Source organism: Clostridiales bacterium, from assembly GCA_017569285.1.
GTDB lineage: Bacteria > Bacillota > Clostridia > Christensenellales > Aristaeellaceae > Aristaeella.
In genome coordinates this window covers 1,862,828-1,889,639 of the sequence record CP069419.1, presented here as the reverse complement: position 1 = coordinate 1,889,639, position 26,812 = coordinate 1,862,828, and the positions used below count along the sequence as shown (strand labels likewise).

The window sequence follows — 26,812 nt, the reverse complement described above, 5'->3', positions numbered from 1 at the left end:
CGTCAAGGGGATACGGCAAAAAAACATCGGCCGCCGCGCGTTATCCGATATATTCCTCGCTGACCTGGGTATTGGATCCGTCCTCATTCCGGATGAACGCGCTGAAAGACACCTTCCCGTCACAGTCCAGCATATCCGTCAGCGCCTTCCGGATGTGCGGGGAAGTCACCCGCTCCCGCGCTTCCTCCGGCGTGAACCATCCCGCCTCCAGGGCCTCTTCGGACGGGCCTGGCGTTCCGGCGACATAATCGCAGACAAAAAACAGATTCACCGTGGTCGGGATCATCATTCCCTCCAGCGGGCCGAATCCCGGCTTCAGGTTCAGCCGCTGGTAGATGCCGCCCAGGCACCGCGGTTCGGCTTCCACGCCGCTTTCCTCCCGGATCTCCCGCTTCAGGCCGTCCAGGATAATTTCCCCCTGCTCCACCACGCCGCCGGGGATCTCCCATCCCCGCCGCTGCGAGCGGATCAGCAGGACCTTGCCGTCCTTCCATACCAGCCCCGCGGCCGATACAAAGTGCACCGGAAGCTGCTTCGTTTCCACCCAGCTGTCCATGCATGCATTCCTCCTTTTTGGAACGGTCTCCGGGATTCATCTTACCATGAAGCGGCAGGAAAAGGAAAGGGCACCCCGCTCCGGGATGCCCTTCATGCCATATACCGCTTTACGGTCCGGGTGTTTCCGGGCCGAAGCCCATCTTCACCGTCAGGTCGCCGAGCGACTTGTCATACTGCGCGCGGCTGATCGCGCCGTGCGAAAGGAATGTGTCCAGCAGCTCCTTCTGCTTCCGGTACAGCTCCCGTTTCTTTTCCTCCGGTGTCATCTGTGCCTGCTCCGGCGCCTGCCCGTCCATTCCATATCTTCCTTTCCATCCGTGAAAAACGGTTATTTCCCGGCCTGCTTCAGCATATCCGCCAGTGCCGGAATGGTGGCCTCAAAGTCCACCCCGTACCAGGGGTTCCCCGGGTTCTTCAGCGTTTCCGCAATGGTCAGCGCTGTGTAGTCCGCGGCGATCTTCAGGGCCTCTGCCCGGCTGATCCCCAGCACAAACGCGCCGGCCAGGACGCTGGAGAAGATATCCCCCGTCCCGTGGTACGCCGCCGGAACCCGGTCGTTCTGGTAGTTGAAGAACGTCTTCGTTTCGGAATCATACCCCATCGCGCCGGTTTTGCCTTCCCCCAGGGAAACCCCGGTGAGGATCGGCGTTTTCGTTCCGAGCTTCGCCAGCGCCAGCAGCATCTCCCGGATATAGTCTTCAGAATATTCCTCCCGGTACGGCAGCCCGGTCATGAAGGCGGCTTCCGTAATGTTCGGGTCAATGATGTCCGCCACCGCGCAGAGATCCGCGTTCTTTTTCGCGTAGTGCTCGTCAAAGGCGGCATACAGCCGGCCGTTGTCCCCCATCGCCGGATCCACGATCACCAGGGTGTTCTCATTCCGGAATTCCCGGATGATGCCGATCACCGTGTCGATTTCCTCTTCCGTGCCCAGGTATCCGGTATAGATCGCGTCGAAAGTGATCCCCTCCCGCTTCCAGTGGTCGGTGATGGGCACCAGCTGGTCGGAAAGGTCCTTGCAGGTGAAGCCCTTGAACAGCGTGTGCGTGCTGAGCACAGCGGTCGGCAGGATCGCCGTTTCAATTCCCATGGCAGACAGCAGCGGCAGCGCCACCGTCAGGGAACATTTCCCGAAGCAGGAGATATCCTGAATGGTCAGTATCCGTTTCATGTGTTTCTTCCCCCTGTCTCCTGTGCGCATGCGCACAGCCGCGGTACAACCGCTTTCAGGAAGGAAGTATAAACCGAAAGTGGTCTTCACGAAATAGCCAGAATATGAAAAAAGAATAGGGCCAGTTTACGGTTTCCCCGTTTTCCGCATCACCTCATAGCACAGGATCTTCCCGTTTTCGACGGGATAGTCCATATGCTTTACCTGGATATATTTCCGTTTCCGGTAGAACTCTCCGGCCGGCAGGGAGGATTCCACCACCACCGCCTCATGGTCCTTCAGGATCTCGCCTTCCATATAATCCATGAGGGCGGAGCCGATTCCTTTTCCCCGGTACTCCGGCCGCACATATACCCGCTCGATATTGTCCCCGTTAATCGTCCCGGTGCCGGCGATCCTGCCGTTCTCTTCGGCGATATATACTTTTCCGGCTGAAATGTCCTCCCGGATCCGTTCCGGGCTGTGGTAACCGATGAAAAACTCCACCACTTCTTTGGTGTAATACTTCGGGTAAATCTCCGATATCGTGGAAACCACAACGTCGTGGATCTCCCCGGCCTGTTCAGGCTTTGCCCTGCTGATCATTCTTTCCTGCTGCCTTCCGATTGAATTCAGTATTCCCCGACATCGACTTTCCGCTGCAGAACCGCCGCGTAATCATGCCCCGTTTTCCCGGGATGCTCGGGATTCATCTGGTAGTGGATATTGTACAGGAGGCCGTTTTCGCCGATCCGGTCCGCCAGGTGCTCCTCATCAATGTGTCCGCCCAGCACTTCCAGGCAGATTATCACATGGTCATCCCCCGGTACGATTTCCTTCTCCCATACATACCGGCATTCCAGGTTCATAAAGCATTCCTTTACCGTCGGAGCATTCACCCAGTCCGCCTTCTCCGCGGTCAGCCCGGATGCGGCAATCTCATCTTTATCAAATTCATTGTTGTGGATGGTAGCCATACAGGCGGCATGTGCTTCCGCCGACATGAAATTGATCACGGCTTCCTTTGTTTCCTGCAGTGTCCGGTACAGATGGCCGTTTTTGTTCACGCTGCCAAGGAGCGCGTAGTAACCGCTGCCGCGGTTTGCGCAGGTGAACGTGGACCAGGACTGCATGCTCGCATTCGGCAGGCCGTTCGATTTATAGGTGGTTACCAGGAACAGCGGCGACGGCACACTCATCACAAATTCCTTCCAGCAGAAGCCCCAGTTCCTGGAGATATCGGCATAAGTTCCTTTCAGGTTTTCCGGCATTTCCCGGTATGCGTATTTCATCTGAAAACTCCCCTTCTTCACAGATCGGTGCTGATCAGCGTTGCCCGGCAGGGCGCGCCTTCCGCGCCGCCCAGGTTCAGCGGCGCCGCGTGCAGGACATATACCCCTTCCGGCACATGCCCCAGGCGGATGCCCTCCAGCAGGACGACCTTTGCCCCGAGCATAATCAGGTGCACTTCCATTGGCGCATCCTCCGGGCCGACCGTCTGGGATTCATTTCCGAACAGTTTGATCCCCCGGCCCGCAAAAACCCGGGCTGCTTCCGCCGTAACGGTGGCTTTCCCCTTGACCAGGATCCTTTCCGCGGCCCGGGGATCAAACGCCGCAGCCGTTTCCAGGATCCGCTCCGCGTCCTCCGCCCGGACCGGACCGTCATGCTCCGCCACATAGGCATACCCGATGAACTTGTCCAGATCCACCCGGTCAACGCTTTCCGTTCCGTCGATAAAATGCAGCGGCGCATCCACATGGGTGCCGTTGTGCGCGCACATGCTGAAAGCGCTCAGGTTGCACATGGCGCCTTCGCTGATTCTCAGTTTGATTTCCCTTTCCGGATGCGGATCCCCGGGGAACACCGCGCAGCCGAAAACCTCCTGGGAAATATCATAGATCTTCATGCGTCTTCCCTCCTGCCGGAACGGCCTGGTTTTACCTGCTTCATCTTACCATGAGCGCCACGCGGAAGAAAGGGGAACAGAAGTTTTTTTCACCGGGTCCGGCCATCCGCTTGACAAGCCCCGCATTTATGATATATTGAGTACAGTTTGTGTGTGATGTACGTTTTGAGCGACGCCGCAGATAGTGCCCGGAGGGGTATTATTTGGGGCGTTTTCGTTTATGGCACACCGGAAGGAGGAAGAACAATGGATTACAGCACCCGGATTTCCGAAAGGATGTGGAACCTTCCCGACAAGGGAGAACGGGAAGCAGAACGCGAGCAGACCTTTATTGACGACATCGTGCAGAAAAGCCATATCGAGCATGAGCTCCTGGATCACCTGGACGGGATTCACACGGTGTTTGACGGCGGCGCCGGGTGCGGCCGCTTTTCCATCCTGCTGGCCCGGCAGGGATTGCAGGTCACCCATTTCGACATTTCCCGGCCCATGATTGACAAGGCCCGGGAGCTGGCCGAAGCCGCCGGCGTCCTGGACCGGATCACCTTTGTGCAGGGTGCCCTGGAGGATCTTTCCGCTTATGCGGACCGGAGCTTTGACCTGGTGATCTCCTTTGACGCGCCGGTCTCCTATACGTATCCGCAGCAGGAGAAAACCATCCGGGAACTGGTGCGCATCGCGAAAAAGCGCATCATGCTCAGCGTTTCCAGCCGCCTGGGAGCGCTCCCCTACCTGGCCAATCCCATCCAGAAGAACCAGTTCATCCTGGACCGGAGCAGTCCGGACGGATGGGTCCAGTGGTGTCTGAACAGCCGGGAGCAGATGATCCGGGATTTTTCCTTCCGGAAGAAATCCCTGCTGGAAACACTGGAAACCGGGCTCATGGGGGATGTGGAGAAAGCCCGGGCTGCCTATGACCGGGGCGAGGCGCCATGGAGCATTACCTATCATTTCATGCCGGACGAGCTGGAGCGGATCCTGGCCGAAAACGGGGTCCGGGAGATCTCCCTGGCCGGCCCGGGGGCTTTCGCCCGGACCATTCCCAATGAGATCCTGGTGAAAATCATGAACGACCCCGCACAGAAAAAGGATTTCCTGGAATTCTGCTACCTGTATGACCGCAGTCCCTATGTCTGTGGAATGGGCAAGGACAACCTCTTTGCACGGGGAGAAATCGTATAAGCAACCCAAAAGGACGGTCCCCGCATATCCGGGGCCGTCCTTTTTTCCACTTCCCTGTGTTTTTACATCTTCACCCGGTCATATACCGCCTGGAGGTCTTCCTTTGCACCGGCAAACTCCGGCCAGGCGTCAATCCCGTCCCCGCCTTTCCGGGGAATGATGTGAATGTGGAAATGCGGAATCGACTGTCCGGCGCATTCGCCGCTGGCATTGAGCAGGTTGACCCCCTCATACCCGCAGTCGGAAACCAGGTGCTGCGACACCTTCCGCACCGTCCGGAAAATGGCATCCAGTGTCTCCGGCTCGCAGTCCAGGATTTTTTTGCAGTGTGCCTTCGGAATCACCAGGATATGCCCATCCACATCCTTCGCGACATCCATGAACGCCAGGGTGGCCTCATCCTCGTATACCCTCAGGCCGGTAATCTCACCGGACGCAATCCGGCAGAAAATGCAACCGTCCATCTCGTTCTTCTCCGTTTCATGATATTACATCTGCTCCTGCTGCTCCATCAGCAGGTCGTAAAAGTCATCCGTACTGATCAGGATCGGCTCTTCCTCCCGGTCCTGCGGGGTTTCCTCCTTCTCCGGCTCCGACAAAGGATCATACTGCTTATCCATATGTTCCTCCGCTTCCTCCCTGGTAAGTATTTCGTCATTTGGGCGAAGGAATCCTTTCCGGACCGGGATTGCCGTTCTGCGCTTTTTTGGGTATAATAAATGCAGATGGGCACTGTCCCGGCACTTTCTTACTACAAAAACCGAATAGTCCAGAAGGAGTCTTGGGAATGATTACAAACGATAAGGGCATTGTGGAATTAAAGCACCATATCCTGCGGGAGGTATGCCGCCTGGCATGGGAAGACAAGCTGACAACGGATAACTGTGAGCGGCTGGTACTGGAGATCATTCCTGGCCCGCAGCCCCAGTACCGGTGCTGTATCTACAAGGAACGCGAGATCGTCCGCGGGCGGGTCCGCCTGGCCATGGGACAGAATCCGGATGTGAACAGCGAATCCCGCAATGTGGTGGCCGTTATCCCCGCCGCCTGCGATGACTGCCCGATCCAGGATTACATGATCACGGATATCTGCCGTTTCTGCCTGGGAAAGGCCTGCCTGAACGCATGCCGTTTCGGCGCCATCACCCCCGGCGATACCCGCATGCATATTGATCCGTCCAAGTGCAAGTCCTGCGGCATGTGCGCAAAATCCTGCCCCTACGGCGCGATTGTTCATACGGAAAGGCCCTGCAAAAAGGCGTGCCCGGTCGGCGCCATCACATATACCGAAAACGGGCTGTGCATGATTGACGATGAGAAATGCGTCCACTGCGGCCACTGCATCCACAGCTGTCCCTTCGGCGCGATCGGTTCCCGGATCTACGCGGTGGATATCATCCGGGAAATCAAAAGCGGAAAAAAAGTCTATGCCATGTGCGCGCCTGCCACGGAAGGCCAGTTCGGCAAGGATGTATCCATGGCTTCCATCCGCGCGGCCCTGAAAAAGCTGGGCTTCGCGGACATGGTGGAAGTCGGCCTCGGCGGTGATATGACGGCCGCGTATGAGGCGCTGGAGTGGATCGAAGCCAGAAAAGAAGGCCGCAAGATGACCACCTCCTGCTGCCCCGCGTTTATCTCCATGCTGCGCCACCATTTCCCGGAAGAATACCAGAAATACAAGTCCAACACGGTCAGCCCGATGGTCGCGGTATCCCGGTACCTGAAGCACCGGGACCCGGACTGCGTCACCGTGTTTATCGGGCCGTGCATCGCCAAGAAGGGAGAAACCCTGAATGAGTTCATCGCGGACCGGCCGGATTACGCGCTGACCTACGGCGAGATTGTTGCCATGCTGGATTCCCGGGAAATCACCCCCGAACCGGTGGAGGAATCCTACCAGGAAGCCTCCCTTTTCGGCAAGCAGTTTGCCGGCAGCGGCGGCGTGGCCGCAGCGGTCCTGCAGGTGATGAAAGAGCTGGGCGAAGATCCTTCCGATATCAGACTGCTGCAGTGCTCCGGCGGGGATGAATGCAAAAAGGCCATGATGCTGCTCAAGGCCGGAAAACTGCAGGAGGATTTTGTCGAAGGCATGATGTGCCCCGGCGGCTGTATCGGCGGTCCCTCCAAGCACCAGGCGGAAGCGCAGGTCCTGCGTGACCGGAAGGAGCTGCTGAGCCGGGCGGACGGACGGCAGATCCTGGAAAACCTGAAGAATTACCCGATGGATCAGTTCTCCATGTTCCGGGACGGGCACCTGGATCCTTCCGTATCCCCGTTTCAAAAGAAAGACTGACCGAAGCAGATAACCGGGCGGATACCGCCCGGTTATTCCATATTCAGCTTTCTGCGCCAGGCATCCGCCATCACCAGGGCCGCCTGGGCTTCTGCTGACGTTCCCTCAGAGACGAAATCCGGGCATCCGCATACTTCACGGACCAGGCCAATCCCGTCTGTTTTTTCCATCACGGTCCGGTAAGCGGCCTCCGCCGCGTCCCGGTATTCCCTGCTGACATATCCGTGCAGGATTCCCCGGAAGACCGTTGCCGCCATCATGGCGGAAGAAGTGCCGTCCATAAAGCTTTCCGGGTCATCCAGGATATCGTGAAAGCGCCCGTCCGCTGCCTGGTACGCAAGCATGGAATCCAGCAGCCGGTTCAGGAAACCGGACATCTCATCCCGGATCTCCAGGCGGTCGGCTTCCCCGGCCGCTTCGGTTATCCGGGCAAGGCCCATCAGGGCCCAGCCGTTTCCGGTCGCCCAGTGCTTTCTGCGGACAAACCTTCCGCCTGCCGTATCCACAATGTGGAAGAAAAGGCCGGTTTCCTCATCAAAGAGATGCCGGATATAACCCCGGACCTGTTCCGCGGCATCTTCAATCCGGCCCATCACCGCCAGGAACGGCGGAACCATATACAGCCCGTCAATCCATAGCTGGGCGGCAGAAAAGCCCGCCTCAAAGGAAACGTCATTATGGCAGATGATTCCGTCCGCCGTACGCGGCGCGGAATGATCCAGGTAGTCCAGCATGCGCTGCGCGCCGTCCAGGAAAAACGGATTGCCGGTCCGCTGCCAGGCACGGAGGCAGACCTCTCCGTTTGCCGCCGGATCGGAAACCGCCGGACCGCCGCCGGCCATCGCGAGCCGCCCGTCCGGGGACTGGCGCCGGATGGCATCATACGCCATCGGAATCCAGAGTTCTTCCCGCCCGGCTTCCAGCAGAGCCTGGGCGCAGACTCCCTGTTCCCATGGATACCGCTGCATGGCCAGCATGCACTGAATAACCTTCGTGATTTCATTCGGCATACAGATCCGCTCCGTTCCGCCTTCTTCCGGTCCCCGTATCATCAGTCATCAATGATTTCCGTATCATCCGGGATATTCCGGATCAGCATCGCCGCTGTATTCGAAAGTTTCAGGTTGTCCGCCAGCGGGAATGTGACCCGGCCGGCAAAACTGCTCCTGTCGCAGTGGACATCCAGCTTTGTATCAATAAAACCCAGATTGCCGGGCAGGTTGTTCGCGAAAATGATACTCCCCGCGCTGACCCCGATCACAAATCCGTCCTCCCGGATATAGTTCAGCAGCGTTCCCCGGAAACCGGAATCATTGATCCGCTCCAGCAGGTAGGAGGTTCTTCCGCCGCAGAAATAAACCACGTCAAAAGTGCCAAGCTCGTCCGCCGGCATATCGGCATGCAGGTCATATACCCGGATGTTTTCCTTCGGAAAGCCGCATTTCAGCAGGTCATGCATGCATTTCGGCAGCACTTCGACAGCATCCGCGTCAATCGCGGCGGTCGGGATAAAAAGCGCTTTGGCATGGCAGGGATCCTTCCCCAACATCTCCAGGAAGTATCCTTTGATCTTTTCCGTTTCCAGTCCGCAGGATGTCAGCATCAGGCGCATGGTTTACTCCTCCTGTATGTGCGATTTTCTGTATCTGCATTTTACTTGCCGGACCGGAGAAAGAAAAGGGGAACAAACATGTTTTCTACAAATAAAGGGCAAATACGCCGGATCCTGCCGGCCGGAAGCATTCCCCGCAGATGAAAGGATCCTTCTGACAGGAGTCCCCCGCCCTTTGACGAATTGTATATTTATGCACAGAATTACGGTCTTCAGGCCGAAGCCGTCATCTGTTAATTTGTTCTCAGTAAAACTCCTGTCTCATCAGGACGATTAATTTAAAAGGAGGCCCTTTCCATGTTCGGACGCAGACCTGACGGAAAACGAGTGAAGAAGCTGGATCCCATTATTCAGATGACCCCCTACCTCATGCCGATGCGCTGCGACGCGCAGGTGTTCCTGGATCACAAGGCGGACTATGAGAAGTTGAGCCGGTATATCGCCCAGAAAAGCCGGGAAGGCCAGAAGATCACCTTCATGCAGATCCTGGCAGCCGCCTACGTCCGTGCTGTCAGCCGCAATCCGGAAGTTAACCGGTTTATCTTCAACAAGCAGTTCTTTGCGCGGAACAACTGCTCCATTTCCTATACGGTCCTGAAAAACCCGCAGGACATCCACAGCAACGAGGATACGGTCCGCATCCTCTTTGACCTGACCGACACGATTTTCGACGTCCGGGACCGCATGAACGCGGCAGTGGAAAAGAGCCGGAGCACAAAAGAGGGCGGGTTTGTCATCAAGCTGGCCAGCGCGTTGCTGGCTGTACCCGGCCTGGCCACAACGGTGGTCGGACTGGTCCGCCTGCTGGACCGTTACGGAATCGCGCCGCCCGTGCTGATCCGCGAGCTTCCTTTCTACAGCGGACTGTTTATTACCAACAACGGTTCCATCGGGCTGCACAACCCCCTGCACCACATCTATAACTTCGGCAATGTCAGCCTGTTCTTCGGCATGGGCAGCATCCAGAAGGAAGCGGTTGTGGAGGACGGAAAAGCCCGGATGAAGCGCATCCTGCCCATCGGCATCACGGCGGATGAACGGGTCTGCTCCGGCGCGCACTACGCGGGCTTCTTTTTCGACGTCATTCATTTCATGGATCATCCGGAAGAGTTGGAGGTTCCGCCGGAAGAAGTGCGCTTTGACCAGGGCGTGGAATACCATGTCCCCAAAGTTTCCGTAAAGCATGATTTAGGAAACAAAAACCCGGAAACGCTGAAACCCGGCAATTCCGGGAGCTGAAACAAAGGTCCCGGGCAATATAATCAGGCAGTTCTTTACACACAAACATTCAAATTATGACAGTTAAAAAACCTTGCAGCCGTTATGACTACAGGGTTTTTTAACTGTCAAACTGCCGGGATTTGAAATCTTTTTGAAAGAACCGGAAAGAAGGGTTGACATCTGTTATAAAGTACTTTATATTATAAAGCATCCGGAAAACACCACCGGATTTCCGAATCCATTCCAAAGGAGAAATGAGTATGACACAGCAGATACCTGCTTCCGAAAACCAGCGCAGTGAGGAAAACATCAAAACCGCCATGGAGGATATTGCGCTCATCAAGCGCATTATCAACCATACGGAAATCAATCTGCGCCGCCTCGGCTGGCTCTTCCTGGTATATGGTTCAGCCACGCTCGCCTTCCTGGTATTCCAGATCGTTCTCACCTTTTATACCGCCCGTACATCCCGCCTGGAGAACGTCGCCACCCTGTCCCTTATCCTGACAGGCCTGTCGTATGTTGTCAGTATCGTGCTCTTCGTCCTGTTTATACGCAAACGCAGGGAAATCGGAAAGAGCGAGAATGTATATACCATGCGTCTGTTTGATATGTGGGGTGTAATACTTTTCGCTCCGGTTGTCCTGGAGCTCATCACGCAGCTCATCGGGCTGGCTGTCCCATCCTCGAATCCAGCAATCGGGAACACAGTCCTCAGCTGCATGAAATACGGTGCCGTATGTATCTGCATTTTCTTTACCGGCCACTATATCAGCAGCCGGATCATGAAGATTATCGCTGCTGTACTCTCTGTTCTGTTTCCCGTTCTGTTTATCATTCCGCTGCCTTATGTCACCGCTGTGGACCTCAATGGAACCACAACTGCGGTTCAGCTGTATGCATTTCTGACCGCGAAAGCGAATCTAATCTCCCTTTTGCTCCCATTCGTGTATATCGGCATGGGTATCTTTTCCATGAAAAAGCAGAGAGGGTCTGTCTATGGAGATGAATAATATCCCGGAGATGTTCCAGTCGAAACTTCGGCTGATGATCGTCAGCGGACTAATCAAACAGCCCCTTTCGTTCACTGCGTTGAAACATCTGACCGGAGCAACCGACGGCAATCTCAGTGTCCAGATCAGCAAGCTTACGGATGCGGGCTATATTATTGTCCGCAAGGAGTTTTCCGGCAAAAAACCGCTGACCACCTGTGAACTGACACCGCTTGGCCGGGACAGTTTCCGGCAGTATGTCGAACTCCTGAACAGCATCCTCACCGGCAATTGACAGATCATTCCGTCAAAACCCATTACTATGAAATAATTGGAATTGAAAGAGAAACATGCTGAATTGGCATTCCGATCCGCAAAACCGGAAACGCATGAAAAAACAGGCACCCGTGAAGAGTGCCTGTTTTCAGCAGCCGAAGCGATTCCATCGCAGATACCAGTCATGCGTCCTGTACCGTGATCCTGATCCTGCATACAGCGTCTCCCTGCTTAACGCTGCTGATCAGCTCCGTCCTGACTTCTTTTCCGAATACATATCCAAACATTCTCCTGGAATACCCAAGCGTACAGTAGCACCATGTCCCGGGCAGCAGGTCATCGGTCCGGTTCACGCATGAACAGTAGCACTGCGGATAGATCAGGTAATAGGCCGTTCCATCATATTCCAGCGTAAATCCAAGGTCCAGGGCATTTGCCTGTTCCACAAAAGAATTCGGATCCCGGTTCCTGTCATAAACCGCTTTAAGTTTACTGCCGCCGTATCCGTATTTCGGTCCGCACGCGCAGTCCATCCTGATCTTTTTGATCGTTTCATCATCGTAGTGATCGTTCAGGAAAGCGCATAGCTCTTTGGCCCATTTGGTTTTTTTGCCTGCATCAGCAGACTTTGACAGCGGGTTTTCTTCGGAAAACCGGATGCCGGCTTCCCGCTCTCCGTGCTCTTCCATACTGGCAAGAAACCGGATCGCCTGGGGATTATCATTTTTCGGCATGGTTCATTCCCTCCCCATCACTTGCTTTTCCTGACAGGAATGCAGATCTCGCTGACATAATCCCGGGCAGACGGATCTCCGGGCAGGTAGTTCTCAATGTCATAATCGGGGATCAGTTCATAATCGGAAACCGGCAGCCATTCCTTGTAGATCTTTTCCCACATAGCCTGGATCGCCCCGGGCGTCGGTCCGACACATTTGAAAACCGCCCAGGTGTATTCCGGAATATGGATGATCTCGAACCCCTCCGGGATACCTTCCACATCGGAAGCTTTGCAGCCGATGCCGTACCGGAATTCATCACTGTCGGTTTTCTGCTGGGCGCAGAGTCCGAGATATCCCGGAATCTTCCGGTATTCCTCATGGGCGTAATACTCGTCCCAGAACTTCGGAATCTCATCTTCGCTTGTTTCGGCATGAAAAGTTTTCGCATGCATGAGAAGGTCCATCGCTTCCCATTTTTCAACTGTAAACTCCATGATGCTGCCTCCTTCAATTGTCATGTGGACGGTAAACCGGTTCATGAACTGAATGGGGCTTCCCTTTTTCACCTGCATCGGTGAAAACCCATGGAACCGTGTAAACGCTTTGGTAAAGCTTTCCGGCGAATCATAGCAGTACTTCATGGCCACATCGATAACTTTTTCATCTCCGCCTGCCAGATCCGCCCCAGCCTGAGAAAGGCGCCTTTTCCGCAGGTATTCCGCCGGGGACATTTCCGTCAGCAGGGAAAACGCCCTCTGGAAATGGAACGCGGAAAGGTTTACATGCTTCGCAATATCCGCCAGCGCAATCTCATCCGTCAGGTGATTCTCCATGTACCCGATCGCGTCGTTGATTGTTTTGACCCAGTTCATCCAGTCTCCCTCCTTTCACAATTGATCATAAGGCTGTTCACGGCAAAAAGCCTGTCATGGATTGCTTTGTTTTGTCCGGTTTCTTCATCAGAAATGATACCATGTCGGCAAAGATGAAAAAAGACCCGCGGTGCTGAATATTTCAGCCCTGTGGGTCGAATCCATCCGGTACACCTGTTTTGTGTCTCCGTCAGCGGTTCTTTGAATAGTAAACAAAATCACCGTCACGCTTCACTTCCAAATACCCCAGCCTGGTGTAGAAGGCGTTCGTCCGGGTATTCCAGGCGGGAGTGTCCAGCGTAAAAAGCCTTGCATCCGGAAACAGTGCTTCGATTTCCCGCATCATACAAGTGCCGTAACCTTTCCGAAAGTGCTGCGGATCAATGAATATCCTTCCGATATTCAGCGTGTCCCCGTTCCGGAAAAGGACCGCCCCGCCAAGGATTAGGCCATTCTGCGTCAGTTTGAACAGATGGCCTGATTTCGCCATTTTTATATGGTATTTCAGCGACATATACCCGGGCGGTCCTCCTGCGGAAGGAGCCCCCACCTCCGTATCGCTGTCAAAAGCAAGCCTGGATATGGCATTCAGCACCAGGGCGTCCGAAGTACCCGCTTTCATGAACTGTAAAGTCATCAGCTGCCTCCGCTTTCCGGATCTTCATCATTTACAGGCCATGTAAACGTCCATGCCTTCCCCATCCGTTTCAAAACACGGAATGACTTCATTTTCCACAAATGTCAGCCCGTTCGTCCTCATATAATCCCCGAGGGTGTGATAGGCTCCCGGAATGGTGGAAAACGGATTGTCAAAAGGCCTGTCAATATGGATCGCAGCATACTGATGGGCTGGCTGTTCCTTAATTTCGTATCCTTCCGGCGTAACGCCCTCCGGCAGGATCAACGCCGCGGTATATCCGTGCATATTGAACACATTCACCTGTTCCTGCGACAGCTTCGGGAAATCCCATCCGATGACTCTCGGATTCGCGATTCCGTTTTCCTCCGCGCATTTGTACATCCTGCCGATGGTATCCGCTTCCGGTTCCCGGCTGATCACCGTATACTCCACATAGAGGAATCCTTCGACTGTCTCCGTGCGGAGATTTGAATAAGCGTCGCTGCGCTTATCCATTTCTTCCCGGAAGAGATTATCCAGGGTACAGCTAAAGATTTTGCAGATTTCCAGCGCTTTGTCCATTTCCGGATTTGCCGCGTCCATTTCCCATTTTGAGATGGTCTGGCGGCTGACGTTCAGCTTTTCCGCCAGTGCTTCCTGGGTCATATTCGCACTCAGCTGCCTTAAATACTGAAGGTTTTTTCCAAAGCTCATGTTGCTTCTCCTCTTATTCTGTATTTGTCGTCCCTGACAGTTTTCTGCTCCGCGTCGCAAGGACAGATTAACATAAAACAGGCAGCTTTCCCACCAACTCACAGATGCTGTTTCAGGAAATTGCGCAACTGCGGGTTGCGCTGCTTTTTTACTGAAAGGGATTGCTGCAACCGTTTAGGCTGCAGCAATCCCATAAATCATGTCTCAAAGCCGGATATCTTCTTCCGTAAGCGGCCTGATTTCTCCCTTGTCAATCTTATGGATGGCCCCAATAATTTCAGCTTTGCCGTTCCTGATGAAAATGGCGCTCTCATCCTCCATGGCACAGACCGGCCGTTCCATGGAAACCTCTTTCATGTATACGGCCATGTATCGGAGAATATACGGAAGGACAGCGCCGCCTGGATGCAGAAGTATATTTAATCCATCTGGAGATAATTCTCCCTTGTCAGTTTATCTCATAATTTCCTGAGCATCAGAAGGGTATGTGGAGGATATGAATCAGACAGAAAACGCACTGGCTCTTGCAGGAAGCATCGGCGGAAAAAACAGGCTAAACTGCATCGCGGAACTGGATGAAACCGCGCCGGAACAAGCCAAAGCACAGGAAGCGGCCAGACAGGACAAATTACTGGCCGGGATACCGGTGCTGGTGAAAGACAATATTGACGTGAAAGGCCTGCATACCACAGCGGGCAGCCTGGCACTGGCAGACAATATTGCCCGGGAGGATGCACCGGTGATCCGGAACCTGCGCAGAAACGGTGCGGTAATCCTGGGAAAAACCAACATGACGGAGTTTGCCAACTTCACAACCGAAAATATGCCCGGCGGATACAGTTCCCGGGGCGGGCAGGTGATTCACGCGGTGAATCCGAAGCTTTCGCCCACCGGTTCTTCCTCGGGATCGGCTGTGGCGGTTGCAGCGGGAATTGTACCGATGGCAGTAGGAACAGATACGTCCCACTCCGTTACCGGCTGTGCGATGTTCAACGGCATCTGCGGACTGAAACCGCCGGTTGGCACGCTGTCGGCAGAGGGGATTATTCCCATTGCAAGAACGCTGGACAGTGCGGGAGCCATGGCGCGGAACCTGACCGACACGCTGAAACTATATTCCGCCATGCGGGATGAGCCGCTGCCGGAACTGAAGCCCCTCAAGATGAAAGGACTTCGCATTGCGGTAAACCGGGCCAACCAGGAGGCGTTTGAAGAAAGTCGGAAACGCTTCCTGGACAGCCTGCTCAAGAAGCTGAAAGCGGGCGGGGCTGTGATCGGGGAAGTGGATCAGGGTGCGGCACCTGAAATGGTAACGATCATGCGGTGGGAATTCCGGCCGATGCTGGAAGACTATCTGGCAAAATCCACAGCGAAACGGAAAACCCTGGCCGAGATCGTCGCGTACTACGAAGCCAATCCGGATACCATGATGAAGTACGGAGACAAATTGCTGCGCGCGGCATTGGATGAGACACCGGGCGGACTTCAGGGGAAGCCTTATCTGGATGCCCTGGAGGTACGCAGGGAAGCCATCGCACGGGTTACGGCTGAGATTGAGCATTATGACGCTGTCCTGATGACAGGACCGACAAGCATCATGCATTTCTGCGGCCTGCCGACTGTGACGGTGGCGGGAAAACAAAAGGATCCGAACGGCGTGAATGAAACGGTAATCCTGTACGGAAAGGATGAGTACAGGCTGTATGAAGCCGCCCTGGCGATTGAACAGATCATGATGAATATGCAGGGCAGCTGAGGCTCTGAATACCTTTGGTGATCTTGCACAAAAAAACGGAAGTTGAGGTCGGATGATATGAAATGTGAACTGCTGGCCGAACATAATCTTGCGCTGATGCTCGACTTTGTTGATGATGAGAATACGAAATACGATGAAGCGGTACTGAAGGCATTTTTGAATGAAAAGAACGCATACGGATATATTGCCGAAGAAAATGGAAAAGCAGTCGGATTTGCCTACGGCTATGTCCTGAATGAGCCGGACGGGCAAAAAGTATACTATCTGCATGCAATTGACATTATGGAAGGATGGCAGAATCAGGGTTACGGAACGGAACTGGTCCGGTTTATTCATGAACATTCGAAAGCCCTGGGCTGCCGCAAAATGTTTCTGCTTACTCATAAACACAATGTTTCCGCATGCAGGTGTTACGGGAAAGCAGGCGGAATTAGTGATGCCGCTTCAGATGATATCGTGTTTGTGTTTAGGTAATAATGTGCCGGTAGTTCCGGTCTGCCGGGATATCTGATTGAAAAGAAACCCAGAAGAAATATTTTGATTTTCTTGTGATGCGGAACAGAAATCACATTCAGGATCGTTATCTTGGTAAAAGGGGGTCATTGATTGTGCGCAAGAAAATTATATTCTGTCTCATACTTTTACTGCTGGCTGGCATTTCGCTGGCTCAGGCAAGTTCAACTACGGAGGGCATTGTTTCCGTCGCTGGTAAGGACATCGATGCCAGGGTGAAGCTGCGTGAGACACCCAAAGGTAAAATCATCGGCCAGTACTATAATGGTGCTCATTATACCGCTGATGAAGAAAAAGATGGCTGGGTACACATAACCATCGGCGGACGTACAGGCTGGATGATGAAATCCTATCTGCAGGAAGGCATTCCGGTTGCTGTAAACGCACCATACGGAAGAATTGCTTATCCTGATCCAGATGGGCAAATCTCTTTGATTGATCTGGAAGGTAAGGAACACCAGATTCCCGAGAATACGCTTTTGTATGTTCTGGGTACAATTGACGAAACCTACGTTCATGTGGAAGCACATCTTCAGGATAATGAAATCCTGTACGGCGACTGCATCATGGAGAAAATTTCCTGGACAGATAATCTTGGACACGCAAGAATACATTCTGACCGGGCAGATCTGCCAATTAATGTTCGGGCAGATACAGATATCAAATCTGCCTCTGTATGTAAACTCTATCCGGGCACAGTTGTAGACCTGATCTTTGACTGGCATAATTCCGCAGATGGATGGCACAGGGTGCGAAACGCAAGCGTGAGCGGATATGTCCGGGATGACTATCTTGACTTTTCAACCGGAGGAGAACCGTTACTCATTCCGCAATGGGGAATGCTCAAACAGCCCAGCGCCATCGTTTCCGGCAGCAGTGTCGGTGAAGTATATCAGAATGACCCGCTGTTTATTCTCGGAATCACAGGGAGCAAAAAAATGCCCCTGTATTTCTGCGAGGGAAGAACTTGGGTGGATGAGCAAACATATGAAACATTCCCCTTTTATATCCAGCAGTCTTTTGTGGAAGAAAGCGGAAAAGGAAGTATTTCAACCCTGGCCCGTGTGAAAAAGAGCGGCGGAACTCAGGCTTATCACTTTGATGGAAGCGGAAAAATCGTTCCCGACAATGAACTCGGCCTGATACCGGAAGGAACGGAAGTGCAGATACTGACCAGCCTTGACCAGGACGGTCAGAGAACCGGGTGGGGCCAATACCTGACAGAAAGCACCGTCTGGGTATCATGCGAGATCCCCGTAGGAGGCCAATCGTATTACGGTTGGCTCATATCCGTGGATGATTTGTCTTTTGATTCACGGCTTATGCTTCCATCAATGTGGACGGAAGGATAATTATAGTGAAGAGCTTTACATGATAGCCGACGATATCGGAAGTTAATTCAGTGAAATCAAAGCATATGTTTTTTACTCCAGGAAAAACGGGAATGTGGCAATTCCCGTTTTTTTGTTCATCAGCAAAATCCCGTTGCGGTGCGGTTGCGGTATTTCAACAAAAGCAAAAACCCCAGGAGTACTGATTTTCAATGTCCCGGGAAATCGAAGTGGCGGGATTCGATACGGTTCAATAGTCATGATTCCCCTTTGGGGAATCGTCGAAGTGGCGGGATTCGAAACGCAATCTCAATCTTCGCACTGCTCCCTTGGAGCGGTCGCATTGCTCGTTTCGATTGATTCGTTCGCCTCTCTTCCGCCTGCGGCGGACAGCACGCTGTGCTGACGTTCGGCTCGCTCATCCACGGCCTTTTGGTCCCGAAATCGAGATTTATGAATTCCAACCTCGCTCCGCTTACAGTGACCGGCTTTTTCCGGTTAAGTTATCAAAAAGCCTTGTTTACCGCATTTGACCAGGTCTGACCATTCATTTTTTAAGGTACAATTCTGCCTTTCCGGACAATTCTAGAAGTGCAACCCAGGCTGCAACTGGATTTGTTGCAGCATATCCGAAGTCCGTTCTTCAGAACCGTACATCTTCTTCTGTAAACGGCCTGATCTCACCCTTGTCAATCCGATGAATAATTCCAATGATTTCAGCCTTGCTGTTTTTGATGAAGATCGCGCTCTCATCCTCCATGGCACAGACAGGCCTCTCCATGGAAACCGCCTTCATGAGGCGCAGCCGTTCCGTGTCGTCATAACTGAAGTGGCCGATCATCGTAATATCGGCAAACCCGAGCCCTTCATACGGCTCGAGGGATTCCCAGATATCCACCGTGGTTTTTCCCATATTCATGGAGCCGGCGCTGACGCCCAGGACCATGGCCGGTCCGTCCCGGACAATATCATAGATGCCTTTGTCACGCATCAGCTGCATCTGCTCGGCGCAGACTCCGCCGCCCATCAGGAAAAAGCAGTCTGCTTCCCGGGCCCACTGCTGCGCGTCAGCGGGCTCCATCCTGGCGTCAACCACGCAGAACCGGTCAAAGCCGATGCCGTATTCCTCAAACATCCCGTGCATCCCGGCAGAGTCCTCGTCATTCTGCTGATAGTCCACCGGGCAGGCGGTGATAAACACAATGCACCGGCGCACGGGCAGCTCTTTTGCCAGGCGTCCGGCAATCTCATCCGTAAACCTGCGGTCCGGGAATCCGCTGAAAAAAGCAATTGCTTTATTGTTCATCATTGTTACCTCCATTCCCTTTTCCTGTAATGGTTCTGTTTCCGTCCGGTCCAGTTCCCTGTAGACCGGCTTCCGCAGCCGGGTGAAACTGACCAGCATCCCGGCAATCCCGATGATAAAGAACATCAGCCCGATGCCGGTTCCTTTTCCTGTCCCGAAAAGTCCGGACAGTGCCTGCTGTGCCGGAGATTCTTTCATCATAAACGGCTCAAACACCGTGTCCGCCAGCAGGCCGCCCAGCAGGAGGGCAGGCGGGATCGTGAAATTCTGCAGGGTGCTCTTCGCGGAGAACACCCGTCCCTGCATCTCCACCGGAACCTTCTCCCGCATCAGGATATCCATGTTCACGTTCATTACGGCTGCCATCAGATAGCTGCCGAACGCCGCCGCGCACCACAGCCACGGCTGCTGCGCCAGGCCCTGGATAATGTTTCCGGAAAAGACCAGGCCTGTGGCAATAAAGATTAACCGGGCCCGTTTCCTTGCCGGTTTCACCAGCGTTGCCAGTAAACTCCCGGCCAGCACGCCCAGGGCCGTAAAGCTTTCCACCATGCCCAGCACGGACTGGTTATTGCCCGTCCTGCCCAGGATAAAGGGAGAAAGCATTCCGTCGTTACCCAGCTTCGCCAGGAAATTGATCACCGCCAGGAACAGCGTAATCCGCAGGATGGCCGTATGATCTTTCAGATAGCGGATCCCTGCCAAGCAGGTTTTTGAGAAGGATTCCTCTTCCGTTGCCTGCCGTTCCGACTCCGGAATCCGGATCAGGAACAGCAGTATCAGGAAGGCAACAGCAAATGTCGCCAGGTCGATCACCAGCACCAGTTCCAGCCCGCCGCAGGCCAGCAGCAGCGCGCCCAGCGCCGGGGCCAGGATGGATACGGCGGCTCCGCTGAATCCCTGCAGGCCGCCGGCCCGGGCATAGTGTTCCTTCGGCACCAGCATACTGACAGCGACAAAAGACGCCGGTTCCTGGAAGGCGTTCATGAGGCTGAGCAGGAAATTGATCACATACAGGTGCCAGATCTCCAGGACCTCCGCGGAATGCAGCACAAACACAGCCAGCGTTCCGCAGGCTGCTACCAGGTCCGCAATCAGCATGATCCGCTTTTTGTTCTGCCGGTCCACCATGCTTCCGGCCAGGAAGCGGAAAAAGATCGTCGGCAGGAAAGTGCATACTGTCAACAGGGTCACACTGGACGCGGTTCCCCTCCGGCTGTATACCCAGATAATCACCGCATAATCCGTCATGGCCGTCCCAAGCTGGGATACGGTCTGTGATCCCCACAGCAGAAGAAAACTGTGAAGTTGTTTCAATGAATGTTTTTTCATGGCTTTGCTCCTTACATGTTTTTGTTTTCATGCGGCGCAAAGCCTGACCGGACGAAAAGGTCCCGATCGCTCCGTGCAGGTTTCGTCCTTTATCAGACCTTGCGCGGAGCCGGAACATCTGCGGCTAACGATATCCCCCACCTGGTATGTTTCACTGTCTTTTCCTCCGTCTGTATTTCGATCATCCGGTTATCGAAAACGCATAACCGGTATTGATTCATTCCCGATCAAATTATAGCATATCGCATATACTTCAACAAGCAAGTCCGAAGCGCCGGCTGGCGGCCGTATCTGTCAGCGCCGGAGACTGATCCGGCAGGCTGTTATATCTTTTTTGCAGCTTACAGCATGATCCAGTAACGTCTGACAAGATGATTGCCTTCTGCTTCGTTATGCCTCTCAATGGTATCCCAAAGCTCCCCGCCCATCTTTTCGCAGAGATGAATGGACGCCGCATTCTTTTCGTTGATGTTCAGCAGCACTTTTTCCATGCCATGCTCTCTTGCGATTGCCAGGCCGAAGCGCAGGATCTGCGTTCCGTATCCCTTGTTCCATTCCGATACCCTGACCGCATAGCCTACGCTTCCGATATCCAGCATTACCTTCGGGGGAAACTCTGTCCTCAGCTGAAACTCTCCGATGAACCTGCCGTCATCCACCGCCCAGTAATGAAAGCCTACAGGCTGGCCCTCCAAAAGTCCCTTTTCCTTCCGGTCATACCAGTCCTTTGTGCGTTCAAACCAGTCGCCTTCCAGATACTTCGGATTCGAGGGCCTGAAAAACACAACATTGTGATCATATAATTCCCGGCAGTATGCTTTGTATCCCTCCGCGAATTCCGGGCACCTCCTGATCAGCTGAAGCATGATTCCCTCCGTAAATGCCGGCTTTTGTCCGGTCTTCACTGCTTTCCCACGATTACATAAAATCTTTACCGACCAGTTCATATCCCCATACAGTCGGTTTTTCCGCGCCTTCCGGCAGCAGATCGTGCGTATAGCTCTGCTCCTCATGTCTGCGGATAAATGTATTGGGGCCGATGCAGTACAGTTCAATGTGGATGTTCTGGTTGACACGTACCAGATACAGTTTTCCGTTTTTTACTTCAATATGGATTTTGCCGGGAAGATATGTGCCGGTGAACTTCCGGAGTTCCTCTTCCGTAACCGGTATTGCATCCGGTCTGACAGCATGCTGCGGTTCTTTTCCATACAGAATGCCGGCAATGCCTTCCCCCAGCCGGTACTGGTTCAGCGATTCATTGTTGGAAAGAATGATGATGCATAGATCGTCCTCAAAAAAGTACTGCGTATAGGCCGCAATCCCGTTGGCGTCACCGCCGTGGGCATACACCGTTACGCCGTTCCGGTCATGCCGTTCCAGCCCATAGCAGTAATGATTCATGTTTTCAGTAAAGAACCTTTCATACGCCGGTGCGGATAGCAGCTTCCGCCGCTTCAGGCAGTCATACCACTTCTGCAGATCGTCACAGTTCGAAACCAATGCCCCGGCTCCTGTCAGAAACAGATTGTTGACATACGGTACACGAACAATCCGCCCGTAATCATGCATATAATTGTTTGCCTTGTTTTCGCGGACCGCCAGGCCGTCATCAAACACGGTGCCGGTCATCCCCAGCGGAAGGAATATGTTTTCATGCAGGAATTCCGCGTAGGACTGTTTTGATACATATTCAATGATCCAGGCCAGCAGGTTGTAATTTGAATTGTTGTAATTGAACGATTCTCCCGGGGCGTTCATCGGCTGCTTCAGGATCCATTTGCTGAGGAATGCTTTTCGGTCATAAGGCAGTCTGTCCTCCCCGATATAGAAGTCATCCTCGAAGTTGTAGAAGTTATACAGTCCGGAGGTATGGGCAAGAAGATCATGAACGGTAATTCCGGCGGGGATCCGCATATCTTCCGGAAGATACAGATTCGCATCCGTGTTCAGGGATAAAAGGCCCCTGTCATACAGAAGCATTACTGCAAAAGCGGTAAACTGCTTTGACACCGATGCGATGGTAAACCGGGTGGACATGGTGTTCTTCACGCCGAACTCAGCGCAGGAGTATCCCCGGCTGGTCTCCCAGAGAATCTTTCCGTCTTTTACAATGCGAATGCTGCCCCAGAAATCCCAGTATTCTGTCTCCCTGCTGATGAATTCAGCCAGGCGCTGCTGAATATTTTGTTCTTCCATCATCGTTTTCTCCATCGTAAGTATTGTTCATAGTTATATTACCAAACCCGCCGGCCTGTGTCCATCCGGCTCAATTCAGCCGCAAAGTGTGTGTTTCTGATCCACAGCGGGAACTTCTAGCTCTTCCTCCGCGAAAAACCCGGTTCAACGGAGTCTGTGGTCAGAAAAATTTTCAAAGTGGACATTTTCAAAGCGGAAAAAACCGGAAATTTACGGAAATTTACGGAAGTGTTTTTTTTGAGGCGGAAATCCGTGCCTTGCCGGGTCGTTGCAAACCGGAAAAAAGCGGAAAACCAGCAGGAAAAGCAAAACCCCGGGAGCATTGATTTACAATGTCCCGGGGAGTCGAAGTGGCGGGATTCGAACCCGCGGCCTTTTGGTCCCGAACCAAACGCGCTACCAAACTGCGCTACACCTCGTCACTGGAGCCGATGAGGGGACTCGAACCCCTGACCTGCTGATTACGAATCGGCTGCTCTACCAACTGAGCCACATCGGCACAACCAGCAACGGGTATTATATCAAAGCCCCTCATGTTTGTCCAGCATGAATTTTCGGCCTGTTTTCAGACCGTTTATTCCTTCAGTTTTGCCCGCGCGGAGTCAATCGAACGCTGCACCATCTCGGGCGCCGGAGCGCCGGGAATCTTCCGTTTCTCGACACAGGAGATCATACTCAGGTCATCGAAAACGTCCTGCTCAAAGGCGGGATGGAACTGCTTCAGCTCATCCAGCGTCAGGTCCAGCAGGGCTTTGTTCTCGTTGAGGCAGTGGGCCACCAGTTCACCGACGACCTTGTGGGCATCGCGGAAGGCAACGCCCTTCTTCACCAGGTAGTCCGCACAGTCCGTAGCGTTGGTGAATCCGCCGGAAGCGCCGCGCTCCATGACATCCTTGCGGAAGGTCACGGTCTTCAGCATGGCGGTGAACACGGTCAGGCCCTTCACCAGGGTATCCCGGGTATCGAAGAAGGCTTCCTTGTCCTCCTGCATGTCCTTGTTGTAGGCCAGCGGCAGGCCCTTCATCACCGTCAGCAGGCCCATCAGGTGGCCGTAGACGCGCCCGGTCTTGCCGCGGATCAGCTCCGCCACATCCGGGTTCTTCTTCTGCGGCATGATGGAGGAGCCGGTCGCGAAGGCGTCGTCCATTTCCACAAAGCGGAACTCATTGGTGTTCCATAGAATCAGTTCCTCGCAGAACCGGCTCAGGTGCATCATGCAGATGGACGCGGCGGCGAGGTAATCCAGCATGTAGTCCCGGTCGGCCACGCCGTCCAGGCTGTTTTCGGAAATCTTTGAGAAGCCCAGCAGTTCCGCCACCCGTTCCCGGTTCAGCGGATAGGTCGTTCCGGCCAGGGCGCCGGATCCGAGCACCATGACGTCCGCCGCACGGTACGCGCTGCGGAAGCGGTCCCGGTCGCGCAGGAACATCTGCGCGTAGGCCATCATATGATGGGCCAGCGTGATGGGCTGTGCCTTCTGCAGGTGGGTGTATCCCGGCATAATCGTATGCAGGTTGTCCTGGGCAATCGCCAGGATCGCTTCCAGCAGGTCCTCCAGCATGGCTTCCGTTTCCCGGCAGGCCGCCTTGGCGTACATCCGGGTGTCGAGCGCCACCTGGTCATTCCGGCTGCGGCCGGTATGCAGGCGTTTGCCGGCCTCCCCGATCCGCTGGGTCAGCAGGGTCTCCACGTTCATGTGGATATCCTCCGCATCCACCATCCATTCGATCTTCCCGGCCTTCGCGTCGGCAAGGATATCCTTCAGGCCGGCCACGATTTTGTCCGCGTCCGCCTGCGGGATGATGCCCTGTTCGCCCAGCATCGTGGCATGGGCGATGGACCCGGTGATATCCTGCTCGAAGAGCCGCTGGTCAAAGGAAATGCTGGAATGGAAATCATCCACCAGGCCGTCGGTTGCCTTTTCGAAGCGTCCGCCCCACAGTTTCATAGACAGTATCCTCGTTTCGTTCAGATCTTTTTCAGGGAAGCCCGGACTCCGCCGGGAACCAGCATCTCGCGGAAGTTCCGCTCGATCTTCTCCGCCAGCGGCGTTTCATACAGGTTCACCGCGAAAATCACGGGATTGGAGAGGATGGGTTTCAGCGCGCCTTCCGCAGTCTCCGGTTCTCCGAAGCGGACGCCGGAAAGCTCCGCCTGCAGGTCCGCCTGCAGCGGATCCGGGGATACCGGGATCGGCTGGCCGTTGTCGTCCACCGCCAGCAGGTACCGCAGCCAGGCCGCGATCGCCAGCGGGATGCCTTCGAGGATATCCGCCGTGCCGTCCTTCATGCGGCTCTTGACCGTTTCGCCGAAGCGGATCGGCACCTTCTGGCTCGTGTCGCAGGCGATGCGCTGCGGGGTGTCGGGCATGAAGGGATTGGGCAGCCGCTGCTCGAGCACTTCCTTCAGGAAGGCTTCCGGCCGGATGATTCCGGGATCGGTGACCACAGGCAGGCCTTCGGTGTAGCCAATGCGCTCCACCAGGTGCTTCAGGTCCGGATCCTTCATCTCATCGGCGATCAGGGTATAGCCCAGCAGGCAGCCGTATACCGCCAGGGCCGTGTGCAGCGGGTTCAGGCAGGTGGTAACCTTCATGCGCTCCGTCTTGTTGACGGTATCCCGGTCGGTCATGTAGACGCCGGCCTTTTCCAGCGCCGGACGGCCGTTCGGGAAGCGGTCCTCCACTACCAGGTACTGCGGAATCTCCGCGTTCACAAACGGCGCGATGTAGGTATGTTTCGCCGTCTGGATGGGTGCCATGTCCGCGAATCCCTCATCTGTCAGCGTCCGGGTGATGGACTCCGCGGGGCGGGGGGTGATCTTGTCAATCATGGACCAGGGGAAGGAAACCTTTTCCTCATCGCTGATCCAGGCAAGGAAGCCCTCATCGGCAAAGCCGTTCTTCACCCAGGCTTCGGCGATCTCCATCACGGAGGCGCGCAGCTTTTCGCCGTTGTGGCTGCAGTTGTCCATGCTCACCAGGGCCATCGGCGCCGCGCCGTTCTGGTACCGGTGCAGCATCAGGGCTGCGGTAACCGCCATCGCGTGGCGCGCCTGCGCCGGGCCGTTTTCCATGTCCGCCTTCGCGGCGCCCAGCAGCTCGCCCTTCATATCGCGCAGGGAATATCCCTTTTCCGTAATCGTATAGGAAGCCATCTGCAGGGAGGGGGAAGCGAAATACGCCTTCAGCCGGTCCCAGTCCTCCGGGAAGGACGGACCTGCCTTCACACCCTCCGCCAGGGAGGCAATCACCTCACGGTCCGTGCCGCCGTCCGGCCGCAGGGAGACCATCAGGGTGAGGGAATCAAACGGCTTGTAGATCCGGTCGATAATCTCGTCGTCAAAGGTTTCCGCCGCGATGATGCCCCGGTCTGTGAGGCCCGCGTCCAGCAGGCGCTGCTGCAGCCCCGCGATGAACCCGCGGAAGATGTTGCCCGCGCCGAAGTGCACCCATACCGGCGCCTCCAGCGTCTTCCGCCGCATTGCCGCGCGGTCGTATTCCGGGAGCCGGACCCCGTGTTTTTCCCATTCCTTCTTATTGATGAGTCCTTCATCCGTCAGATGCATTGCCATGGTGAAAGCCCCTTTCATTCGTGTCGCGCGGCAGGCCGCGCATCCTTTATATTATCTCACCTTCCGCATTGTTTCGCAATACTTTCACAGGCCCGGATTGAGCATCATTTGTTTTTTTGTTCGCCTTGACTTTTTCAGGCGGTACGTTTACCATGGAACACGGAAAAAATAAGGAGCGAGGCGGTTTTTTTGATCGTTCTGGGCATCGATCCGGGCTATGCCCTGATGGGCTGGGGCGTCGTCGAATCCGAGGGCAGCCGGATGAAGCTGATCAACTACGGCTGCATTGAAACCAAGGCCGGCGTACCGATGCAGAACCGCCTCCGCACGCTCCAGCTGGGCGTGCGGGACCTGTTGAATATCTACCGCCCGGATGACGTCGCGTTTGAGGAGCTCTTCTTCGCCCGGAACGTCACCACCGCGCTGATGGTCGGCGCCGCCCGCGGCGCGGCGATCATCGCTGCCGCCGAATATACGGAAAACCTTTACGAATACACCCCGATGCAGATCAAACAGGCCATCACCGGATACGGAAAGGCCGATAAAAAGCAGATCCAGCAGATGGTCAAGCTCCTGCTGAAAATGGACGAAATCCCGAAGCCGGATGACGCGGCCGACGCGATCGCCTGCGCGATCACACACTGCCAGGCCGGCATCGCGAAAACCCAGTTCCTGATGAAATAAT

At 54.7% G+C, this 26,812-nt stretch carries 28 protein-coding genes and 2 tRNA genes; 9 read left to right on the top strand and 21 right to left on the bottom strand.

The window, feature by feature from the left end; genetic code table 11:
- Positions 1–40: 40 nt before the first annotated feature.
- The 6 genes from JNO48_08065 to JNO48_08040 all read right to left on the bottom strand — a co-directional run bounded on the left by JNO48_08065 (position 41) and on the right by JNO48_08040 (position 3,617).
- Positions 41–556, bottom strand: coding sequence for an NUDIX domain-containing protein (locus JNO48_08065; protein ID QTE67168.1), 516 nt, complete (start codon positions 554–556; stop codon positions 41–43).
- Positions 557–665: 109 nt separating this feature from the next.
- Positions 666–854 (bottom strand): hypothetical protein, encoded by a 189-nt coding sequence (locus JNO48_08060; protein QTE67167.1) that lies wholly within the window; start codon positions 852–854, stop codon positions 666–668.
- 32 nt (positions 855–886) lie between these two features.
- The gene (locus tag JNO48_08055; protein QTE67166.1) at positions 887–1,729 is read right to left on the bottom strand and encodes a pyridoxamine kinase; all 843 of its coding nucleotides are present in this window, start codon (positions 1,727–1,729) and stop codon (positions 887–889) included.
- A 126-nt stretch (positions 1,730–1,855) separates the two neighbouring features.
- A complete protein-coding gene (locus tag JNO48_08050) occupies positions 1,856–2,314 on the bottom strand; it encodes a GNAT family N-acetyltransferase (GenBank protein QTE67165.1) in 459 nt (152 codons plus the stop codon).
- 26 nt (positions 2,315–2,340) lie between these two features.
- A complete protein-coding gene (locus JNO48_08045; GenBank protein QTE67164.1) occupies positions 2,341–3,000 on the bottom strand; it encodes a flavin reductase family protein in 660 nt (219 codons plus the stop codon).
- Positions 3,001–3,017: 17 nt separating this feature from the next.
- The gene (locus JNO48_08040) at positions 3,018–3,617 is read right to left on the bottom strand and encodes a cyclase family protein (GenBank protein ID QTE67163.1); all 600 of its coding nucleotides are present in this window, start codon (positions 3,615–3,617) and stop codon (positions 3,018–3,020) included.
- Between the two features lie 246 nt (positions 3,618–3,863).
- Here JNO48_08040 and JNO48_08035 point away from each other — a divergent pair, with 246 nt between their 5' ends.
- Entirely contained in the window at positions 3,864–4,799 is a 936-nt protein-coding gene (locus JNO48_08035) for a class I SAM-dependent methyltransferase (protein QTE67162.1), read from the top strand.
- A gap of 62 nt (positions 4,800–4,861) precedes the next feature.
- On the opposite strand, the gene JNO48_08030 is transcribed toward JNO48_08035, so the two are convergent.
- On the bottom strand, positions 4,862–5,263 hold the full coding sequence (locus JNO48_08030; protein ID QTE67161.1) for an HIT domain-containing protein: 402 nt from the start codon (positions 5,261–5,263) through the stop codon (positions 4,862–4,864).
- A gap of 323 nt (positions 5,264–5,586) precedes the next feature.
- Between JNO48_08030 and JNO48_08025 the strand changes: the two genes are divergently transcribed.
- The gene (locus tag JNO48_08025) at positions 5,587–7,092 is read left to right on the top strand and encodes a 4Fe-4S dicluster domain-containing protein (GenBank protein QTE67160.1); all 1,506 of its coding nucleotides are present in this window, start codon (positions 5,587–5,589) and stop codon (positions 7,090–7,092) included.
- Positions 7,093–7,124: 32 nt separating this feature from the next.
- On the opposite strand, the gene JNO48_08020 is transcribed toward JNO48_08025, so the two are convergent.
- On the bottom strand, positions 7,125–8,102 hold the full coding sequence (locus tag JNO48_08020; protein QTE67159.1) for a glycoside hydrolase family 88 protein: 978 nt from the start codon (positions 8,100–8,102) through the stop codon (positions 7,125–7,127).
- Between the two features lie 41 nt (positions 8,103–8,143).
- The gene (locus tag JNO48_08015; GenBank protein QTE67158.1) at positions 8,144–8,704 is read right to left on the bottom strand and encodes a Type 1 glutamine amidotransferase-like domain-containing protein; all 561 of its coding nucleotides are present in this window, start codon (positions 8,702–8,704) and stop codon (positions 8,144–8,146) included.
- Positions 8,705–9,001: 297 nt separating this feature from the next.
- Between JNO48_08015 and JNO48_08010 the strand changes: the two genes are divergently transcribed.
- The 3 genes from JNO48_08010 to JNO48_08000 all read left to right on the top strand — a co-directional run bounded on the left by JNO48_08010 (position 9,002) and on the right by JNO48_08000 (position 11,212).
- Positions 9,002–9,943: a 2-oxo acid dehydrogenase subunit E2 gene (locus JNO48_08010; GenBank protein QTE67157.1), complete on the top strand. Its 942-nt coding sequence runs from the start codon at positions 9,002–9,004 to the stop codon at positions 9,941–9,943.
- A gap of 242 nt (positions 9,944–10,185) precedes the next feature.
- Positions 10,186–10,938, top strand: a complete 753-nt coding sequence (locus tag JNO48_08005) for a hypothetical protein (GenBank protein ID QTE67156.1) — start codon at positions 10,186–10,188, stop codon at positions 10,936–10,938.
- The gene (locus JNO48_08000; protein QTE67155.1) at positions 10,925–11,212 is read left to right on the top strand and encodes a transcriptional regulator; all 288 of its coding nucleotides are present in this window, start codon (positions 10,925–10,927) and stop codon (positions 11,210–11,212) included. Before JNO48_08005 ends, JNO48_08000 begins: the two co-directional genes overlap by 14 nt.
- A gap of 163 nt (positions 11,213–11,375) precedes the next feature.
- Here the strand turns inward: JNO48_08000 and JNO48_07995 are convergent, their stop codons facing one another.
- The 5 genes from JNO48_07995 to JNO48_07975 all read right to left on the bottom strand — a co-directional run bounded on the left by JNO48_07995 (position 11,376) and on the right by JNO48_07975 (position 14,459).
- Positions 11,376–11,927, bottom strand: coding sequence for a hypothetical protein (locus tag JNO48_07995; protein QTE67154.1), 552 nt, complete (start codon positions 11,925–11,927; stop codon positions 11,376–11,378).
- Between the two features lie 17 nt (positions 11,928–11,944).
- Positions 11,945–12,784, bottom strand: a complete 840-nt coding sequence (locus JNO48_07990) for an AraC family transcriptional regulator (protein ID QTE67153.1) — start codon at positions 12,782–12,784, stop codon at positions 11,945–11,947.
- 190 nt (positions 12,785–12,974) lie between these two features.
- On the bottom strand, positions 12,975–13,421 hold the full coding sequence (locus tag JNO48_07985; protein QTE67152.1) for a GNAT family N-acetyltransferase: 447 nt from the start codon (positions 13,419–13,421) through the stop codon (positions 12,975–12,977).
- Positions 13,422–13,448: 27 nt separating this feature from the next.
- Positions 13,449–14,117 carry a helix-turn-helix domain-containing protein gene (locus JNO48_07980; GenBank protein QTE67151.1) on the bottom strand — a complete coding sequence of 223 codons (669 nt, stop codon included), beginning with the start codon at positions 14,115–14,117 and terminating at the stop codon, positions 13,449–13,451.
- Between the two features lie 204 nt (positions 14,118–14,321).
- Positions 14,322–14,459 carry a hypothetical protein gene (locus JNO48_07975; GenBank protein QTE67150.1) on the bottom strand — a complete coding sequence of 46 codons (138 nt, stop codon included), beginning with the start codon at positions 14,457–14,459 and terminating at the stop codon, positions 14,322–14,324.
- A 154-nt stretch (positions 14,460–14,613) separates the two neighbouring features.
- On the opposite strand from JNO48_07975, the gene JNO48_07970 reads away from it, so the two are divergent.
- From JNO48_07970 to JNO48_07960, 3 genes are all read left to right on the top strand, one after another.
- Positions 14,614–15,873, top strand: a complete 1,260-nt coding sequence (locus tag JNO48_07970; GenBank protein QTE67149.1) for an amidase — start codon at positions 14,614–14,616, stop codon at positions 15,871–15,873.
- A 57-nt stretch (positions 15,874–15,930) separates the two neighbouring features.
- Positions 15,931–16,347: a GNAT family N-acetyltransferase gene (locus JNO48_07965; protein QTE67148.1), complete on the top strand. Its 417-nt coding sequence runs from the start codon at positions 15,931–15,933 to the stop codon at positions 16,345–16,347.
- 134 nt (positions 16,348–16,481) lie between these two features.
- The gene (locus tag JNO48_07960) at positions 16,482–17,738 is read left to right on the top strand and encodes an SH3 domain-containing protein (GenBank protein ID QTE67147.1); all 1,257 of its coding nucleotides are present in this window, start codon (positions 16,482–16,484) and stop codon (positions 17,736–17,738) included.
- Between the two features lie 622 nt (positions 17,739–18,360).
- Here the strand turns inward: JNO48_07960 and JNO48_07955 are convergent.
- The 7 genes from JNO48_07955 to JNO48_07925 all read right to left on the bottom strand — a co-directional run bounded on the left by JNO48_07955 (position 18,361) and on the right by JNO48_07925 (position 26,121).
- Positions 18,361–20,355 (bottom strand): MFS transporter, encoded by a 1,995-nt coding sequence (locus tag JNO48_07955; protein QTE67146.1) that lies wholly within the window; start codon positions 20,353–20,355, stop codon positions 18,361–18,363.
- A gap of 341 nt (positions 20,356–20,696) precedes the next feature.
- Positions 20,697–21,221 (bottom strand): GNAT family N-acetyltransferase, encoded by a 525-nt coding sequence (locus tag JNO48_07950; protein QTE67145.1) that lies wholly within the window; start codon positions 21,219–21,221, stop codon positions 20,697–20,699.
- A 52-nt stretch (positions 21,222–21,273) separates the two neighbouring features.
- Positions 21,274–22,554, bottom strand: coding sequence for a beta-lactamase family protein (locus tag JNO48_07945; protein QTE67144.1), 1,281 nt, complete (start codon positions 22,552–22,554; stop codon positions 21,274–21,276).
- Between the two features lie 345 nt (positions 22,555–22,899).
- Positions 22,900–22,973: transfer RNA gene (locus tag JNO48_07940), tRNA-Pro, on the bottom strand.
- A gap of 4 nt (positions 22,974–22,977) precedes the next feature.
- Positions 22,978–23,053: transfer RNA gene (locus tag JNO48_07935), tRNA-Thr, on the bottom strand.
- Positions 23,054–23,128: 75 nt separating this feature from the next.
- Entirely contained in the window at positions 23,129–24,502 is a 1,374-nt protein-coding gene (gene argH, locus JNO48_07930) for an argininosuccinate lyase (GenBank protein ID QTE67143.1), read from the bottom strand.
- Between the two features lie 20 nt (positions 24,503–24,522).
- Complete coding sequence (locus JNO48_07925; protein ID QTE69717.1) at positions 24,523–26,121, bottom strand: mannitol dehydrogenase family protein; 1,599 nt, start codon at positions 26,119–26,121, stop codon at positions 24,523–24,525.
- Positions 26,122–26,316: 195 nt separating this feature from the next.
- Between JNO48_07925 and ruvC the strand changes: the two genes are divergently transcribed.
- Positions 26,317–26,811: a crossover junction endodeoxyribonuclease RuvC gene (gene ruvC, locus JNO48_07920; GenBank protein ID QTE67142.1), complete on the top strand. Its 495-nt coding sequence runs from the start codon at positions 26,317–26,319 to the stop codon at positions 26,809–26,811.
- The last annotated feature ends 1 nt before the right edge of the window (position 26,812 follow it).